This window comes from Streptomyces sp. NPDC002742 (genome assembly GCF_042888885.1).
Taxonomy (GTDB): Bacteria; Actinomycetota; Actinomycetes; order Streptomycetales; family Streptomycetaceae; genus Streptomyces.
Window position 1 is genome coordinate 40,061 of sequence record NZ_JBIAQF010000040.1, and the last position, 18,239, is coordinate 58,299.

Genomic DNA, 18,239 nt, shown 5'->3' on the forward strand with positions numbered 1-18,239 from the left:
CGGCCCTCCCCCTGCTCGTCAGGGCGAGGGCCGGCGGCGTGCGAGCGGTCGGGCCGCCGTCGGGGTTCAGATCCGCGCCCCGGTGTCGGGCAGCGCGCGCAGCACACCCGCCACGTACGCGTGGAAGGCGGGATCGTCGAGGAGGAAGTGGCCGCCGGGGAGCCATTCGACGGCGACCTCGGCGGTTCCGTGGTTCTCCCAGTCGCGCAGTCCGGCGTCGTCCACCATCGGGTCGTCCACGCCCGCGCACACCCACAGCGGACAGGCCAACGGCGGCCCGGACAGCGGCGTGTACGTCTCCGAGATGGTGAAGTCGGCACGGAGCAGCGGGGTGAACAGCTTGACCAGCTCGGGGTGCTCGAAGAGCTGTGGCGGGGTGCCGCCCAAACGCCGGACGGACTCCAGGAACGCCGTGGCCGACAACGTGTGCAGATCGGGCAGCGTGCGACGGGCGGTGGGGCCGTTCCGGCCGACGACGACCACACCGGCCGGGGGTCGTCCGAGGGCGCTCCAGTGGCGGCCCAGCTCGTACGCGAAAGCGGCGCCCATGCTGTGGCCGAGCAGGACGTACTGACCCGTCGTGTGCGGGGCGGAACCGCCGATCAGGTCCTCCAGGACGGTGCGGAAGTCGTCGCGCGGCGGCTCGGCCATCCTGGTGCCGTGTCCCGGCAGTTCCAGGAGCGCAGTTCGCGCGGCTGTCGGCAACGCCGCCTCCAGACTCGCGAAGGCCCGCGCCGCGCCGCCCGCATGCGGCAGACACAGCAGCGTGGGGCGGTCCTGGCGGGTGGCTGCGGAGGGTGCGGCGCCGTTCGAGGCGGCCGGTCCGGAAGTGCTCAACTGCTGCATGGCGGGCTCTCCTTGATGAGGCGTGCACGGGAACGTCCGGACGAAGACGTGGCGCGGCCCGGAGCGGCGGGCGGGATCGGGCGTACGGGCGGATGCGGGGGCGCGGACGTGCGCGGCGGCGGCGTGAGGGGCTCCGAAGCGGGGGCCACGGGTGCCGGGGGCACGCCGGCAGCCCCCGGCAAGGAGGACGCCGCCGCCGCGTCCCCGCGGTCGTCCCCCGGTATGGAGGGAGCCGCCGCGCCCGCGTTCCGGGAAGCGTCAACCGGCCCGAAGGGAGCCGCCGACCCCGGACCCCTGGATTCGGCCCCCGCCGTCCGGGCCCCCGCACGCGCCGGGACACGTGCGGGCGCCGAAGGGCCCGGGGCGGCCGGGGCCCGATCCGGCCTCCGGCCCCTGGAGGGCAGCACCCGTGCCGACGGTTCCTCGGCGCCGGGGAGTCGGGGCCGTTCGCCCGGGGCGAGGGGGAAGACGCGGACGGCGGCAGCGCCCCCGGCGACCGCGACGGCCGCCCTGAACTCGCTTCCCAGGTCGATGAGTCGAAGGTCCCAGGAGCGGGCGGCCGAGCCGGGTGCAGCCAGTACCCTGACCGGCCCTGAGCGGCGCGCTCCGGGATGGACCCGCACCGCGGCGAGGTCCCCGGCGAGGCCGCTGCCGAGGGCCTTGAGGACGGCTTCCTTGCAGACCCAGTGGGTGAACAGGCCGCTGTTCAGCGGGCCTTCGCGGTCGGCGGGCCACCGGGCCGCCTCGTCGTCGCGGAGCACCTGGCGGCGCAGGCCCGCCGGGTCCCTGAGCGGCCTGATCCGTTCGACGTCGACGCCGGTGGGGCCGTCCCTGCCGACCGCCACCAGGGACATCCCCTCGGTATGGGCGAGGCTGATCCGCAGGCCGGGGCAGCCGGACACGTAAGGCTTGCCGAACCTGCCTTTCAGGAAGCGGACCTGATGGGGCGCCAGTTCCGTGTACGCGGCGGTCACGGTCCGCAGCGCGGCGTGCGCCGAGGCGTACAGCGCGCGCTGCGAGGGCACCATGTGCCGCCAGCGCCGCAGCTCTTCCGGTGAGAGGAGGGCCAGGCAGTCCCCCAGCGCCGCTTCCTGCCCGGGGCCCGGCTCCCGCACGGCCCACACATGGACTTCCCCGGTCGGCGGGCCGGGCCGGGAGGCGCCCACCGATGCCTGGGTCACTCGGTTCATCGCTCTCTCCAACCACTCGGTCATCACTGTCGGTTGGCCTCTTGACGATGAACTCAACACTAGTAGAGTTCATCAGCAAATGACATCATCAGATGTTGAAATCAACGGACGTTGAACTCCGTTGGACCTCCCGTTGGCCCCGCTGGACCACGGCGGGACCACCCGCCCCCCGACGCAATCCCAGGAGGTACGACGTGGCCAGTAACCGCGACGAACTGATCGACCAGCTCACCGAGTTCATCCAGGAACGGCTGCTCGCGGAACCCGACGCCCAGGGCATCAAACCGGACACCCCGTTGCTGGAGTGGGGCATCCTCACCTCGATCAACACCGCTCAGCTGCTGACCTTCATCCGCGACGAGCTGGGAACGAGCATCCCGCCGACCGAGCTGACCGGCACCAACTTCCAGAACCTGGACAGCATCACCGACCTGCTGCTGTCCCTGCGCGCGCCCGCTCACTGACCGGGGCCCGCCCGCCGGACCGGCCAAGCCGTCCACGGCACCGCGTCACCCACCCGAATTCGCGACAGGAGATCACGTTGTCCGAGACATCGGCGAACTACGACTACGACATCGGCATCATCGGCGGCGGTCCGGCCGGCGCCACCGCCGCCTCCTACCTCGCCAAGGAGGGGCTGTCCGTGGTGGTCTTCGAATCGGAGACCTTTCCGCGCGAGCACGTCGGCGAGTCACTGGTCCCGGCCACGACGCCCGTGCTCATCGAGACCGGCGCCATGGAGAAGGTCGAGGCAGCGGGCTTCCCGAAGAAGTACGGGGCCGCCTGGACCTCCGCGGAGGACCGCGACATCGACCACATGGGCTTCCAGGGTCTGGACCACGACTTCCGCGCCGCCGAGGTCCTCTTCAGCGAGCGCGACCAGGCCGGCGTCGACCGGGACCACACCTTCCACGTGGACCGCGGCAAGTTCGACCAGATCCTGCTCCAGCACGCCGAGAGCCTGGGTGCGAAGGTCTACCACGGAGTCCGCGTCAACCGCGTCGACTTCACCGACCGCGACCGCCCGGTCATCCAGGCGAAGGTCGGCAGCCAGTCGGTCGGCGTCCCCGTCCGCATGGTCATCGACGCGAGCGGCCGCCGCACCATGATGGGCAGCCAGCTCAAGGTCAAGGAACCGGACCCGGTCTTCAACCAGTACGCGGTGCACACCTGGTTCGACGACTTCGACCGCAAGGCCCTCGCGGTCAACAAGGACCAGGCGGACTACATCTTCATCCACTTCCTCCCGCTGGAGGACACCTGGGTCTGGCAGATCCCGATCACCGACACCATCACCTCCATAGGTGTCGTGACGCAGAAGGCCCGCTTCAAGGAGGCCAAGAACGACCTGGAGACCTTCTTCTGGGACACCATCGGCAGCCGTCCGGCCCTCCAGGACGCCCTGAAGAACGCCAAGCGGGTCAAGGAGTTCAAGGCCGAGGGCGACTACAGCTACGCGCTCACCAAGGTCGCCGACGACTCGCTGGTCATGATCGGTGACGCGGCCCGGTTCGTGGACCCGATCTTCTCCAGTGGTGTGAGCGTCGCGCTGAACAGCGCCCGCCTGGCCGCCGCCGACATCATCGCCGCGCACAAGGCCGGCGACTTCCGCAAGGATCGGTTCGACGGCTACGTCAACACCCTCCGCGGGGCGGTCAACAACTGGTACGAGTTCATCTCGATCTACTACCGCCTCAACATCCTCTTCACGGCGTTCGTCCAGGACCCGCGCTACCGCCTGGACGTGCTGAAGATGCTCCAGGGCGACGTGTACGACGGTGAGCCCAAGGCCCTCTCCGCCATGCGGGAGATCGTCGAGGCCGTCGAGGCCGACCCGGACCACCTCTGGCACAAGTATCTGGGGACGCTCAAGGCACCCTCCGCGGCAGCCAAGTTCTAGGCGCCGCGAGACAGCCGACCGCTGCCGGGCACGACCGCCGGGTGGCGTGGACGCCCTTCCCGCCACCCGGACCCGGCTCCGGCTCGGCTCCGACCCGAAATCCGGACGTCCGTCCGCACCATCCGTCTGTCGCACTCCTGGAGGGGGATCCATGCCCGCCCGCAACGGAATCACCACCGATCCGGCCATAGCCCTTGTCGGCATCGGGTGCCGTTATCCGGGCGGAGTGACCGGCCCCGAATCCTTCTGGCGCGTGCTGCGGGACGGCGTCGACGTGATCGGGGAGATCCCCCCGGAGCGGTGGGGCCCCGAGTACATCAGCGCGGACGGAGCCGCACCCGGCACCGGTTACTGCCGCTACGCGGGCGTACTGCCGGGCCTCGACCGGTTCGACGCCGACTTCTTCGGCATCTCGTTCCGCGAGGCACGCGAGATGGACCCGCAGCAGCGGCTCCTGCTGGAGGTCTCCTGGGAGGCCCTGGAGCACGCCGGGCTCACCAAGCCCCAGCTCGCGGGCTCCCGCACCGGGGTGTTCTTCGGAATGCTCGGCGCGGACTACACGCTGCTGCACTCCAAGACGCGGGGCGTGAAGGGCATCGACCCGTACTACGCGAGCGGCAAGGAGTTCAGCTTCGCGCCCGGCCGGGTGGCGTACACCCTGGGGCTGCACGGTCCGGCGCTCGCCGTGAACACGGCGTGCTCCTCCTCCCTGGTCGCCGTGCACCTGGCGTGCCGGGCGCTGGCGAGCGGCGAGGCGGACGCGGCGCTCGCGGGTGGCGTCAACGTCCTCGCCTCCCCCGAACTGTCCATCTTCATGAGCAAGGTGCAGGCCCTGTCGCCCACCGGGAGGTGCAAGCCCTTCGCCGCCGAGGCGGACGGCATCGTGCGCGGCGAAGGCTGCGGTGTCGTCGTCCTGAAGCGGCTCGACGACGCGCTCGCCGACGGCGACCAGGTGCTCGCGGTCATCCGCGGCAGCGCCTTCAACCACGACGGCCGCAGCGCCGGCCTGACCGTTCCCAACGCCTCCGCCCAGGAGGCCCTGCTGCGCGAGGCGCTGCGCCGCGCCGACGCCACGGCGAACGAGGTCGCGTTCGTCGAGACGCACGGCACGGGTACGCCGCTGGGCGACCCCATCGAGGCCTTCGCGCTGTCCGAGGTCTTCGGACCCGGCCGCGATCCGGGCCGCAAGCTCCACATCGGCTCGCACAAGGCCAACTTCGGGCACACCGACGCGGCGGCCGGTGTCGCCGCGCTCATCAAGACCGTACTGACGGCCCGGCACCGGCTGGTGCCGCCGCAGTTGCATCTGCGCACGCCCAACCCCGCCATCCCCTGGGCCGACGGTCCGCTGAGCATCTCGGCCGGGGCCAGGCCGCTGGACGCCACCGAGGACACCCTCTTCGGCGTGAGCGCGTTCGGGCTCAGCGGCACGAACGCGCATCTGCTGCTCAGCGCGCCCGCCCCGTCCGTGCCCGACCTGTCCGCGGCCGGGCCGGACTCGTCCGGACAGGGCGCCACCCCCCGGGTGCTGCTGCTGTCCGGGTCCACGGAGAGGGCCCTCCAGGAACGGGCCCGGGATCTGACCGAAACCCTGGACGGGGAGCGGCCGTTGGCCGACGTGCTGTACACGGCCGCGGTACGGCGCACCCACCACGAGGCCCGGGCCACGGTGATCGGCACCGACGCGCGGGAGTTACGCGCCTCACTGCTCGAACTGGCCGCGGGCAGCCCCGACGAGCGCACCGTCACCGGCGTTGCCGAGCCCCGGCGGCGCCACCACACCGTCTTCGTCTTCTCCGGGCAGGGTTCCCAGTGGCGCGGCATGGGCCTGGACCTGTGGGACCGCGAGCCGATCGCGGCCGCGAGCCTGGAGCGCAGTGACGAGGTGCTGCGCACGGCCGGCCTGCCCGGCCTGCGGGAGCTGCTCGGCGACTGTGATCTCGCCGCCACCGAACTGGCCCAACCAGCCTTGGTGGCACTGCAGTTGGCGGTCGCCGAAATGTGGCGGTCGCGAGGCGTGGAGCCCTCCCGGGTGATCGGGCACAGCCTCGGCGAGATCTCGGCCGCCTGCTTCACCGGCGCCCTCGACCTGCCCACGGCGCTCGATCTGGCAGTGCGGCGCGGGCGCGTCATGGCCGGCGCCGCGGGCACCGGGCGGATGCTCGCGGTGGCGCTTCCCGAGGAGGAGGCCGTCCAGGTCACCGCCGGGACCGGCCGGGCCGTCACCGTCGCCACCGTCAACGGACCCAACGCCACGGTCCTCGCCGGCTCCGAGGACGATCTGACCGCGATCGCCTCCCTGCTGCGCGAGCGATCGGTCACCGCCCGCTTCGTGCCGGGTGACTACGCCTTCCACAGTCCCGCGATGGCGCCCTTCGCCGATGAACTCCGGTCGGAATTGCGCGACCTGGAGGCCGTGGAGCGGCCCGAGGCGTTCGTCTCCACTGTCTGGCCCGACGATCCTCCGGTCACTCTGGACGCGGAGTACTGGGCGGCCAACGTACTGCGGCCGGTTCGCTTCTGGCCCGCCGTGCGCAATCTGCTCCAGGACCGGGGCGCCGACTTCATCGAGATCGGTCCGCACCCCACCCTCGTGCGTCCGATGACCGACGCCCTCACGACACTGCGCCGTCAGGGCGTGGCGGTCGGCTCACTGCGCCGGGACACCGACGGGCCCGCGACACTGCTGACCTCGCTCGCCGCACTGCACTGCGCGGGCGCCGACGTCCGCTGGGAGGCCCTGGTGCCGGGCCGGCTCACGCCGCTGCCCCGGCACCCCTGGCAGCACGAGTCGTTCTGGCTGCCCGAGGTGACGCCCGGCACCCAGTACACCGCCGGGGCGGTGCCCGGTGCGCCGGAGGCGCCGGCCCGGCTCGCAGTGCAGTTGCTCGACCCGTCGGGCAACCCGCTCGGTCCGGCCCGGCAGCTCGAACTGACCGGCACTCCCACGGGCACCGCCCCCACGACTCCGCCGCAGCCGCTCGGCTCCGGCGGTCCAGCCCCCGGCGCGCTCCCCACCCCCCTGGGAGCCGGCCGGGAAGCCGCCTCGTCCGTCACCGCACCGCTCCATCCCCCGGCGGGTGCGGTGGCGGACGAGACCGGAGCCCCCGCGGCACGCCCGGAGCCCGGGAGCGCACCGGGCCCGTCCGCCACCGGAGGCGACACGGCCACGGGCGCCGATCGCGAGCGCAGGTCCCTGATACGGCTGACCTCGGAAGTGCTGGCGGAGATCCTCGGCCAGGATCCGGGCCGGCGCATCCCGCCCCGGCGCGGCTTCGCCGACCTCGGCCTCGACTCGCTGAGCATCGTGGAGTTCGTGGACCGGCTCGGTCTGCGGCTCGGCCTCGACATCCCCCTGTCCACTCCCTTCGAGCGCCCCTGCCTGGACGAGCTGGTCGACCACCTGCTGCCGCGGACGCTCGCGAAGAAGGCACCGCCGGCACCGGCCGCGGATTCCGCCGCCCCGCCGGCGCCGGAGGCCAGGAGCGGCCCCGCCCCCGCCGACGACCCGATCGTCGTGGTCGGCATGAGCTGCCGATTCCCCGGCAGTCCCACGGTGCCCGACTACTGGCGGCTGCTCCTCGACGGCCGCGAGGTCATCCGCGACGTGCCCTCCGACCGCTGGGACGGCCAGGCCTTCCTGTCCGACGGCCCGTGGACGCCCGGCACCATCACCTCGCTGCGCGGCGGCTATCTCGACGACGTCCGCGGCTTCGACGCCGCCTTCTTCCGCGTCTCGCCGCGCGAAGCACGCAGTCTCGACCCGCAGCACCGGCTCTTCCTCGAAGTGGCCTACGAGGCGCTGGAGGACGCCGGCGCGACCAGGGACCGGCTGCGCGGCTCGGCGACCGGCGTGTTCGTCGGCATGAACAGCTCGGACCACGCCCAGCACGTCGGCAGCCGCCTCCAGGACGTGGACCTCTACTACGGCACCGGAAACTCCTTCGCCGGAGCCGCCGGACGGCTCTCCTACTTCCTCGGCCTCTCCGGGCCCAGCATGGCCGTGGACACCGCCTGCTCGTCCTCGCTGACCGCCGTGCACCTGGCCATGCAGAGCCTGCGCCAGGGCGAGAGCGACCTCGCGGTGGCCGGCGGCGTCAACGTGATCCTCAGTCCGGTGATCCCGGTGGCGGTCTCGGCCGGCGGTGCCCTCTCCCCCAGCGGCCACTGCCGTACGTTCGACGACACGGCCGACGGCTATCTGCGGGGCGAGGGCTCCGGTGCCGTCGTCCTCAAGCGGCTCTCGACCGCGCTCGCCGACGGCGACCGGATCTACGCGGTGCTGCCGGGCAGCGCCGTGAACCAGGACGGCGCGAGCAGCGGGCTGACCGTGCCCAACGGCACCGCGCAGCGCGCCCTGATCGAACAGGCCCTGGAACGCGCCGGATTGAGCGGCCGTGAGGTCGGGTACGCCGAGGCGCACGGCACCGGCACCCCGCTCGGTGACCCCATCGAGCTGCGCGCCCTGGCCCAGGCGCTGCGCCCCCGGGGCGCCGAAGGGGCGCCGCTCCTGGTCGGCTCCGCCAAGCCCAACATCGGGCATCTGGAGGCCTCGTCCGGGATGGCCGGCCTCATCAAGGCGGTTCTGTCGGTGCACCACGGCCGGATCGCCCCGCACATCGGGGTGACCACCGCACCCACCCGCCACGTCGACTGGGAAGGGCTGGGGCTGGCGCTCGCCGTGGGCGCCGAGCGGTGGCCCGAGGACGGGCGGCGGCGGATCGCGGGCGTCAGCTCCTTCGGCTTCACCGGCACCAACGCGCACATCCTGGTGGCCGAGGCCCCTGCCCCCGGAGGGACGGGCGGGGAACCCCCGGCGCGGTTCGCGCTCCCCCTGTCCGCCGCCCAGGAACCGGCACTGCCCGCCGCCGCCCGGCAGTACCTGGCACTGCTGGAGCAGGGCGACGCGAACAGCCTCGCCGACCTGGCGTACACGGCGTCCGCGCGCCGCAGCCACCTCGATCACCGGGCCGTCGTCGTGGGCCGGGACGTCGTCGGCGTCCGCTCCGCCCTGCGTGCCCTGGCCAGAGGCGAGGAGAGCCCGCACGTCGTCACCGGGACCGCCGAACAGGACCGCTCCTGCGTGTTCGTCTTCTCCGGCTTCGGCTCCCAGTGGGCGGGGATGGGGCGTGAACTCCTGCAGAGCGAAACGGTGTTCCGGGACGCCGTACTGGCCTGCGAGAAGGAGATGCGCAAATGGATCGGCTGGTCCCCGCTGGCCTCGCTGCGCGGTGATCCGGACAGCCGGCCGTTCGACGACGGCATCCCGCAGGAGCTGATCTTCACCGTGCAGGTCGGGCTGGTCGAACTGTGGCGCAGCTGGGGTGTGGTGCCGCAGGCCGTGGTCGGGCACAGCATGGGCGAGGTCACCGCCGCCTGGGCCGCCGGGGCGCTGACCCTCGCGCAGGCCGCGGAGATCCTGTGCCTGCGTTCGCGGCTGCTGGACACCCTGGTCGGTACCGGCGGTTCGATCGTCGTCGGGCTGCCGCGCGAGGAACTCGCGCCGTATCTGGTGCTGTACGAGGACACGCTGGGCATCGCGACGATCAACGGGCCGCGCAGCACGGTCGTCGCCGGTGACGTGGCCGCCCTGGAGGAGCTGACCCAGGAGCTGACCGAGGCGAACGTCTTTGTCCGCCGGGTCAAGGTGCCGGTCGCACCGCACTCTCCGCTGATGGAACCGCTGCGCGAGCGGTTGGTGTCCGGCCTCGGGCACCTGGTGCCCGTCGAGGCGCGGATCCCGCTCTACTCCTCCGTGGAGGGCGGCGAGATCGCGGGCTCCGCGCTGACCGCCGAGTACTGGGGCCGCAACCTGCGCGACACGGTGCTCTTCCAGGACGCGGTGAGCGCGGTCGAGGACCCGCAGGACCGGGTGTTCGTCGAGGTGTCCCCGCACCCGGTGCTGGTCTCGGGGATCGAGGAGTCCCTGCGGGCCGCCGGGGTGCGGCGTCCGCTGGTGCTGCCCTCACTGATCCGTGACGAGGACGAGGTGAGCAGCCTGCTCACCGGGCTCGGCACCCTGCACGCGCAGGGTGTCCCGGTCGACTGGGCGGCGTTCGCCGGCCGGGGCCGACGCGTGGTGGACCTGCCCGGCTATCCGTGGCAGCGCAAGGAGCACTGGCTGCCGGACACTCCTGTGGACCGGGCCGCCGATTCGGGCGTCCTCGTCGGTGCCCCGGTGCGGCCGACGACGGCCGCGTGGACGGCGCTGTTCCCGGTGACGGTCGACGGCACCCGCAGCCCCTGGCAGGTCAGCGGCTCCGGTTCCCGTACGACGGTGTCGGCGTCCGCGCTCCTGGAGGCCGCCCTCGCCGGGGCGGCGGCGACCGGCTCGCCCACACCCTCCCTCGACGACGTGCGGTTCGGCATCGCGCCCCACGCCGACGGCGAGGGGCGGGCGGAACTCCAGGCCGTGGTGGACACCCGGCAGGGCACGATCGTGCTGCGCCCGCTCGCCGGGGACGGCGCCCAGGCCGCGCTGAGCGCGTCGACCGACGCCGCGCCGCGGCCCGCCTGTGACGCGGCCTGCCCCGTCCCCCTGGCAGACGACGAGCCCCTCCGGGCCACACTGGCCGACCGCCTCCCAGGACTCGGGGTGCGCTCGGCCGGCAGCGGCCCAGGCGCCGCCGACGTCACCGTGGAGCTGCCCGACGGGACCTCGCGCAACCGGATGCCCGCCGAACTGCTGCGCCTCGCACTGCGCTTGGTAGCGGACGGCGCGGGCGCCGGGGACAGGACGGCGGACACCGAACCGCTCCCCTCGGTCATCGCTTCGATCCGGGTCAGGGCCGCGCTGGAAGGCACCGTGCGGGTGCTGCGCGGTCCGGTGCGCACGGCGGCGGACGGCCGGCCGGAGGCGGACGTGACCGTACTCGACGCGGCCGGGCGGCCCGTGCTGGAGCTGACCGGGCTGCGGCTCGCCGCGGACCCCGGTCCGGCCGCGGCCGACGAGGACCGGGACCGGCTCGCGGGTCTGCTCTACCGGATGGTCTGGCATCCCGCGTCCCGGCCGCCGGCCGGCCGGGACGGCGCGCAGGCAGCGCCCGCGACGCGCTGGCTGGTGTGCGGTGACACCGAGCATCTGGCGGGCACCGTGGCCGCGGGGCTGCGTGCGGCGGGCTGCGAGGTGCGCCGGGTGCGCTCGACGGACGTACCGGGCGCGGAAGGACTTGTCCTCGACCCGGCCGACCGGGCCGCGTGGGAGACGCTGCTGGCGGTGCACGCCAACGAGGCGACCACCGGGATCTGCGACCTGTGGCCCCTGGAGGATCTGGACTCGCGGCCCGCGGGGTGGCGGGTCACCACAGCGCTGACCGCCGCGCTGGCCGATGCGGGCGGTACCCCGCCCCGGTTGTGGCTGGTCACCCGGTACGCGCTGCTGCCCGCCGGCCACGAGGGGTTCCCCGACGGCAACCAGGGGGCCCACGCCGGGCTCGGCCGCACCCTGGCCATGACCCGTCCCGAGGCCTGGGGCGGCCACGTCGACCTCGGCCGGGGCAGCGCGGAGGAGCTGCGCGCCCTGGTGACCCGGCTGCTGTGCCCGCCGGGCGACGAGCACATTCGTGTGGAGCACTCCTCGGTCCAGGTCGGTTCGCTGGTGCGGGCCGAGGTGCCGGAACGGTCCGCTCGACAGCCGATGTCCGCCGAACGCTGGCACCTGGTGACCGGCGCGGGCGGAGCCCTGGCGCCGCCCGTGGTGGACTGGCTCGTCGGCGCGGGTGCCCGGCGGATCGTCCTCGCCGACACGGAAGCGGCTCGGGCCGAACGACTGCCCGTCGAGGACAGGATCGCCCGGTGGCGTGCCGCGGGCGCCGAGATCAGGATCGTACGCACCGAGGGTTCCCGGGAAGAACTGACCACCCTGGTCGAGCGGTTGCGTGCGGACACCGGGATCGCCGGGGTGGTGTGCGCGGCGGCTCCGGAGCTGGCCACGCCGCTGGAGGAGACCACCGAGAGCGCGCTGCGTGCCGAGTGGAACCGTGCCGGGACGGCCGAGTTGCTGCACCGGCTGACCGCCAAGGACCCGGTGCGCCTCTTCGTCCTGCTGGGTTCGGTGCCGGGCACCTGGGGCGGCGCGGTCACGGGCGCCGCGGCGCCGTCCGACTGGTCGCTGCGGGCGCTGGCCGCACGGCGCAAGGCGAGCGGTCTGCCGGTCACGCACGTGGAGCTGATGCCGCTCAAGGGCAGTCAACTCCTCGACGAACGAACGACTTTACTGCTGAAGTCGAGCGGGGTCACTCCGCTGCGGGAGCGGGACCTGGTCACCGCGCTCGACCTGCTCGCCCGGGACCACACGGTGCACACGTGTGTGGCCGACGTGGACTGGGAGCTGTTCGGCAGTGCGCTCGCCGAAGCGCCGCACCGGTCGCTGTTCCGCACCGTGCTCGGGGCTGCGAAGCAGACCGGCGGGACCGAGTTCGTGGCCGGGCTGCGCGGTCTGGACCCCGTGCAGCGCCGGGACCGGATGCTCGACTGGGTGTGCGGGCAGGTAGCCGCGGTGCTCGGGCTGCCGGAGGACGAACTCCGGTCCGACCAGGGCTTCTTCGAGCTCGGGATGGACTCGGTGATGTCGCTGACGCTGCGGCTGCGGCTGTCCCGGGAGCTGGAGACCGAACTGTCCTCGACGGTCGCCTTCGAGTACCCGACCGCGCTGGCACTCGGCACCCATCTGCTGGAGCGGCTCGGCCATCCGGCCGCCGGTGCCGAGGGCGCCACCGCGGGCCGGGCCGAACCCGACGAGGCCGGGAGCGAGCCCTCCGACGGCCTGGACGACCTCGACGACGACGAACTGCTACGCCAGTTGGAGGCGGAGATCTCCGGCTCACAGACGCTGGGATTTGAGGAGAACTCATGACGAAGAGCCACGCCGAGCAGCCGAGCCAGGACGTCCTCCGCGGCCGGCTCAAGGACTCCCTCGGCACCATCCGCAGCCTGCGCGCGCGGGTCCAGGAGCTCTCCCGGCCACAGCCACTGGCGGTGATCGGTCTCTCCTGCCGGCTGCCGGGCGGCGGCACGCCCGAGGAGTTCTGGCAGTCCCTGGCCGACGGCCGCGACTCCACGTCGCGGTTCCCCGAGGAACGCCACTCCGTCGCGGGTTTCTACAACCCCGATCCTGACCACCCGGGCACCGCGTACACCCTGTCGGGGAACTTCCTCGACGGGCCGGTGGACGCCTTCGACCCGACCGTCTTCGGTATCTCGCCGCGTGAGGCGGCGGGTATGGACCCGCAACAGCGCCTCGTCCTCGAACTGGCCTGGGAGGCCATGGAGAACGCCTGCCTGCCGCCGAGCGAACTGGAGGGCAGCCGCGTCGGTGTCTTCCTCGGTGCCAGTACGAGTGACTACGTCCGGATGCGGCAGCAGAAGGGGGCGATGGCCGACGTCGACGCCTATCAGCTGATCGGGGAGCCCAGCTTCCTGGCCGGCCGCATCTCGTACACCTTCGGGTTCCAGGGCCCCAGCATGGTCATCGACACGGCGTGCTCCTCGTCGCTGGTGGCACTGGAGCAGGCTGTCCTGTCGCTGCGGTCCGGCGCCTGCGACACGGCCCTGGTCGGCGGTGTGAACCTGATGCTGTCGCCGTACGGTTTCGTGCTGGTCAGCAAGTTGCGGGCACTGTCACCCGACGGGCGCTGCAAGACGTTCGACGCCTCCGCGGACGGCTACGCCCGCGGCGAGGGCGGCGCCCTGTTCGTGCTGAAGCGGCTGAGCGAGGCCGAGGCCGCAGGGGACCGGGTTCTCGCGGTGGTGCGCGGTGTGGCGACCGAGCACGACGGACGCAGCAGCGGTCTGACCGTGCCGAACCCCGCGGCGCAGCAGAACGTCATCACCTCCGCGCTCAAGGACGCCGGGGTCTCCCCCGCCGACCTCACCTACGTCGAGGCGCACGGCACCGGCACACAGCTGGGCGACCCGATCGAACTCAAGGCGCTCGACGCGGTCACGAGCGCCGGGCGTCCGGCCGAACGGCCGCTGCTGGTCGGCTCGGTGAAGACCAACATCGGCCACCTGGAGCCGGCCGCCGGTGCGGCGGGCCTGCTGAAGGTCGTCCTCGCCCTCCAGCACGACACGCTCCCCCGCCATCTGCACCTGGACAACCCCAACCCCCAGGTTCCCTGGGACGCCATCAACCTGAAGGTCACCCGCGACGAGACCGCGTGGCCGGACGGCCCGCGCATCGCCGGGGTGAGCAGTTTCGGCGCCAGCGGCACCAACGCCCACACGGTGCTCGCCGAGGCACCGCAGCCCGCTCCCCGCGAGGGCGCTCCGCGCCGGGTCGGACTGCTCACCCTCAGCGCCAACAGCCCCGAGGCGCTGCGCGCGATGGCGAGCGCGTACGAGCGGCGGGTGCGGGAGGCGGACCCGCGCACCCTGTCGGACGTCTGCTACTCGTCGCACATCGGCCGGGCCCGGATGAAGCACGGGCTCAGCGTGACCGGCGACGCTGAGCAACTCGCGGCCGGTCTGGCCGCGTTCGCCGCCGGCGAGCGGGCCGACCAGGTCACCGCGCAGGGTCCGGCGGGCGCGAAGGCACGCAGACTGGGCTGGCTGTTCACCGGCCAGGGTTCGCAGTACGCCGGGATGGCCGCCTCCCTCGCCGACACCGAGCCGGTCTTCGCGAACGCCCTCGCACAGGTGGTGGAGGCGCTCGACCGGCACCTGGACGAGCCGCTGGGCCCCGTCCTGTCCGACGGCGAACGGATCAACCGCACGGGCTTCACACAGCCCGCCCTGTTCGCCGTGGAGTACGCGCTGGCGAGGATGTGGGAGTCCTGGGGCATCCGTCCCACCGCGCTGATCGGACACAGCCTGGGCGAGATCACCGCGGCGTGCGTCGCGGGGGTGCACTCGCTCGACGACGCCGCTCGACTGGTCACGGCCCGCGCGCGGCTCATGGAGGCCCTGCCCGAGGGCGGGGTGATGGAGACCGCGGTCTGCGACGAGGAGACCGTGCGCGAGGCCATCGCCGACGCCGGCCCGGTGCCGCGGGTCGCCGTGGCGGCGGTCAACGGGCCGACGGACGTGGTCCTTTCGGGCCCCGAGGACGAGATCTCCCGGGTCGTCGACGTCCTCGCCGGGCGCGGTGTCAAACACCGCAGGCTCGTCGTCTCGCACGCCTTCCACTCGCCGCTGATGGCCCCGATGACCGACGAATTCCGCAAGGTCACCGAGACCTTGACGTTCCATCATCCGAAGTACCCGATCATCTCCAACGTCACCGGGCGCGCGTGGGGACCCGAACAGCTGCGACCCGCCTACTGGTGCGAGCACGTGCTCGCACCGGTGCGCTTCCACGCGGGCGTCACCGCGCTGTACGAGACGGGCTGCCGGACGTTCCTGGAGATCGGCCCGGCGCCCGTGCTCCTCGGTCTCGGCGCCCGCTGCCTGCCCGAGGACGGGGTCGGCTGGATCCCTTCGCTGCGCCGCGACCGCGAGGACGCGCACATCGTGGGCCAGGCCCTGGGCGCGCTGCACCACCGCGGCGTGCCCGTCGACTGGAACGCCGTGCACCGCGACGAGAGGCCGCGCCGCACCTCCCTGCCCAGCTACCCGTGGCAGCGGGAGCGGTACTGGTTCAACGACGACGCCCGGGGCGGCACCCCGGAGTTCACCGCGGACGACGCCCCAGGAACGCTTTTCGAGGGCCATCTGCTGTCCGGGGCACCGACGTTCTCGCCCCGGCTGGAGGACCTGTCCGAGGTGTTCGTGCACACCGGCCCGGACGGCCGCCGGTCCGTGTCGGCGGGCGGCTTCTGCCACTGGGCGCTCGCGGGTGCCGCGAAGCTGCCCGGCGCACAGCCGCGGCTCGTGGACCGTTTCGTGGTGGGCGAGCCGCTGCTCCTCGATCCCGAACACCGGCCGGCCCGAATACGGGTCTACGTCCTCCCGCAGGAGGACGAGGGCCGCTCCCTGTTCCTGTGCTTCTCCCGGCAGGGCGTGGACTCCGTCGAGAGCGGCAGCTGGCGGCTGCACGCCCGTGGTGTCCTGGTGCGGCGTCCCGCGGAGACCCGGCACGCGGGCGGCGACCTGGAGGCCGTACGTGCCCGGTGCCTGCCCGTCGATCCCGCCGACCTCACGGTGCCCGGCTGGGCCGAGCCGGTTCTCGACAAGGTCTACCAGGGGCCCGGCGAGGTGCTCGCCGAGGTCAACCGCGCCGCCGAGGACCTGCCCCGGGGCGCTCTGCTCGACCTGACGCTCGGGCTGCTCCGGCAGTCCGAGAAGGCTCCGGAAGCCGCCGGGACCCCGGTGCCCAGGGCGGTGCCCGAGGGGAGCCGCCGTTATGTCCACGGCTGGCTGGACCCGGCCGAGGAGGACGGCGAGCTGCGCGGCGGCCTGGAGATCCTGGGCTCCGACGGCAGTGTCCTGATCATGATGCGTGACGTCCACCTGCGGTCCTCGACGCCCGTCGCGCAGGAGGTTCCGCGCAGCGCGCGGGAGGAGACCGTGTGGGAGCAGGTCTGGCGGCCCGCCGGCCCGGAGGCGTTCGAAGAGCGGAGCCTGACCGGCGAGCGGGTGCTGCTGGTCGGCTCGGGCGGCGCGACGACCGGTACGGACACGGGTCTGCTGGGGTCGGTCACCGAGCGGCTGACGTTGCGCGGGGCGTTGGTGAGCGTGGCCGAGCCGTCGCCGGAGGCCGTCCTCGAAGCCCTCGAAGAGGGGCGCCCGTACGGGCATCTGGTGCTGCTCAGCGCTCTGGACCTGCCGGTGGCCGGCTATGACGCCGAGTCCGTCGGGCAGGCGAGGGCCGAGGCGGAGCACGTGTTCCTGGCCGCCGCCCGCCGGCTGGCCGTCGAGGAGGCCGCCACCCAGCTCTGGGTGGTGACCCGCGGGGCCCAGTGGACCGGCCCCGAGCAGCGGGAGATCTGCCTGCCCGCGGCCCCGCTGTGGGGCCTCGGCAAGGTGGCCGCGCTGGAGCAGCCGGAGTTGTGGGGCGGCCTTCTCGATCTCGATCCGGCGGGTGAGGCGGACGAGGCGGAACTGATCGCCGCTCTCCTCGCGACCCGGGGCGCCGAGGACCTCACGGCCCGGCGCGGCGGCACCGTCCTGGTGCCCCGGCTGGTGGCGGCCGCCACGGGCGACGAGCACACCGGGCGGACGGCACCGCGGCTGAGCGACCTCGGCAGCTATCTCGTCACCGGCGGTCTGGGCAGTCTCGGCCTGCTGCTCGGCGAGTGGCTCGCCGACCACGGCGCGGGCACCGTCGTCCTGGCCGGCCGGTCGGGACTGCCGCACCGCTCGACGTGGGACGACCCGCACCACGACGACACCACCGCCGCCAGGATCGCCGGCGTCCGCCGGATCGAGGCCCAGGGGGCCGATGTCCGGGTGGTGGCCCTGGACGCCGCCGACGAGACGGCGCTTCGTTCCCTGACCGACCAACTGGGCCTTTCGGGAAGGCCGTTGCGTGGAGTCGTGCACGCCGCGGGCCTGTCCGAGCCGCAGTTCCTGCGGGAGAGCGACCCGGCGACGTACGACCGCTGCCTGCACGCGAAGGTCGACGGCACCTGGGCACTGCACAACGCCACGATCGACCAGGACCTGGACCTGTTCGTCTCCTTCTCCTCGATCGCCTCGGTGTGGGGCTCCCAGCACCTGGCGGGCTACTCGGCGGCGAACGCCTTCCTGGATTCCTTCGCCTACTACCGGCATAGGCAGGGACTGTGCGCCACGACCGTCAGCTGGGGACCGTGGGCCGCCCGGTCGGGGCTCGCGGACGACTCGGTGATGGCGTTCCTGCGCTCCATCGGACTGCACCAGCTCAATCCCGAGCACGCTCTCGAACTACTCGGCGAGGCCGTGGCGGAGGGGGTCGCGCACCGCACCGTGTGCTCGGCGGACTGGACGCTGTTCCGTGACCTGATGGAGGCGCGGCGGGAACGGCCCATCCTCAGCGAGATCCGCAGCGCTCCGGCCGCTGCCCGGGCCGGCGGATCCGAACCGGTGCCGCTGACAGCCCGGTTGATCGGCCTCGGCCGCACCGAGCGCCTCGCCGAGCTGAACGAGTACGTCCGTGTGCAGCTCTCCGGGATCCTTCGCATGGAGCTGGACACGCTCACCGAGGACACCCGGCTCGCGGACATGGGCCTGGACAGCCTGATGGTGATGGAGCTGATCAGCCGCTGCCGCAACGATCTGGGCCTGGCGGTCAACAGCCGTGACTTCTTCGCCTGCCCCGGCATCCACTGGGGCTCCTTCCTCCACGGGCTGATCGAGGAGAGGTACCCGGCGGCCACCGCCGCGCCCGGCCCCGAGCGGCCGGCGGACCAGGCCTGACAGACCGGGCCCGTGCTCGCGCGTCGGAC

Annotated in this window: 6 protein-coding genes; 4 read left to right on the plus strand and 2 right to left on the minus strand. The window is 73.1% G+C overall.

Annotated features, from left to right (window positions below; genetic code table 11):
- Nucleotides 1–66 precede the first annotated feature (66 nt).
- Nucleotides 67–846 (minus strand): thioesterase II family protein, encoded by a 780-nt coding sequence (locus ACFYW8_RS40905; protein ID WP_389091299.1) that lies wholly within the window; start codon nt 844–846, stop codon nt 67–69.
- Nucleotides 834–2,036, minus strand: a complete 1,203-nt coding sequence (locus ACFYW8_RS40910; RefSeq protein WP_389091303.1) for a 4'-phosphopantetheinyl transferase superfamily protein — start codon at nt 2,034–2,036, stop codon at nt 834–836. The genes ACFYW8_RS40905 and ACFYW8_RS40910 overlap by 13 nt, the downstream gene beginning before the upstream one ends.
- A gap of 194 nt (nt 2,037–2,230) precedes the next feature.
- On the opposite strand from ACFYW8_RS40910, the gene ACFYW8_RS40915 reads away from it, so the two are divergent.
- The 4 genes from ACFYW8_RS40915 to ACFYW8_RS40930 all read left to right on the plus strand — a co-directional run bounded on the left by ACFYW8_RS40915 (nt 2,231) and on the right by ACFYW8_RS40930 (nt 18,210).
- Nucleotides 2,231–2,500, plus strand: a complete 270-nt coding sequence (locus ACFYW8_RS40915; RefSeq protein ID WP_365880988.1) for an acyl carrier protein — start codon at nt 2,231–2,233, stop codon at nt 2,498–2,500.
- A 77-nt stretch (nt 2,501–2,577) separates the two neighbouring features.
- Complete coding sequence (locus ACFYW8_RS40920; RefSeq protein WP_389091309.1) at nt 2,578–3,936, plus strand: NAD(P)/FAD-dependent oxidoreductase; 1,359 nt, start codon at nt 2,578–2,580, stop codon at nt 3,934–3,936.
- 151 nt (nt 3,937–4,087) lie between these two features.
- Nucleotides 4,088–12,790, plus strand: a complete 8,703-nt coding sequence (locus ACFYW8_RS40925; protein WP_389091313.1) for a beta-ketoacyl synthase N-terminal-like domain-containing protein — start codon at nt 4,088–4,090, stop codon at nt 12,788–12,790.
- The gene (locus ACFYW8_RS40930) at nt 12,787–18,210 is read left to right on the plus strand and encodes a beta-ketoacyl synthase N-terminal-like domain-containing protein (RefSeq protein WP_389091317.1); all 5,424 of its coding nucleotides are present in this window, start codon (nt 12,787–12,789) and stop codon (nt 18,208–18,210) included. Before ACFYW8_RS40925 ends, ACFYW8_RS40930 begins: the two co-directional genes overlap by 4 nt.
- Nucleotides 18,211–18,239: the final 29 nt, after the last annotated feature.

Coding starts and splice junctions, on each gene's coding strand:
- ACFYW8_RS40910 (WP_389091303.1), bottom strand. CDS start 2,036: ATGAACCGAGTGACCCAGGCATCGGTGGGCGCCTCCCGGCCCGGCCCG.
- ACFYW8_RS40930 (WP_389091317.1), top strand. CDS start 12,787: ATGACGAAGAGCCACGCCGAGCAGCCGAGCCAGGACGTCCTCCGCGGC.
- ACFYW8_RS40925 (WP_389091313.1), top strand. CDS start 4,088: ATGCCCGCCCGCAACGGAATCACCACCGATCCGGCCATAGCCCTTGTC.
- ACFYW8_RS40905 (WP_389091299.1), bottom strand. CDS start 846: ATGCAGCAGTTGAGCACTTCCGGACCGGCCGCCTCGAACGGCGCCGCA.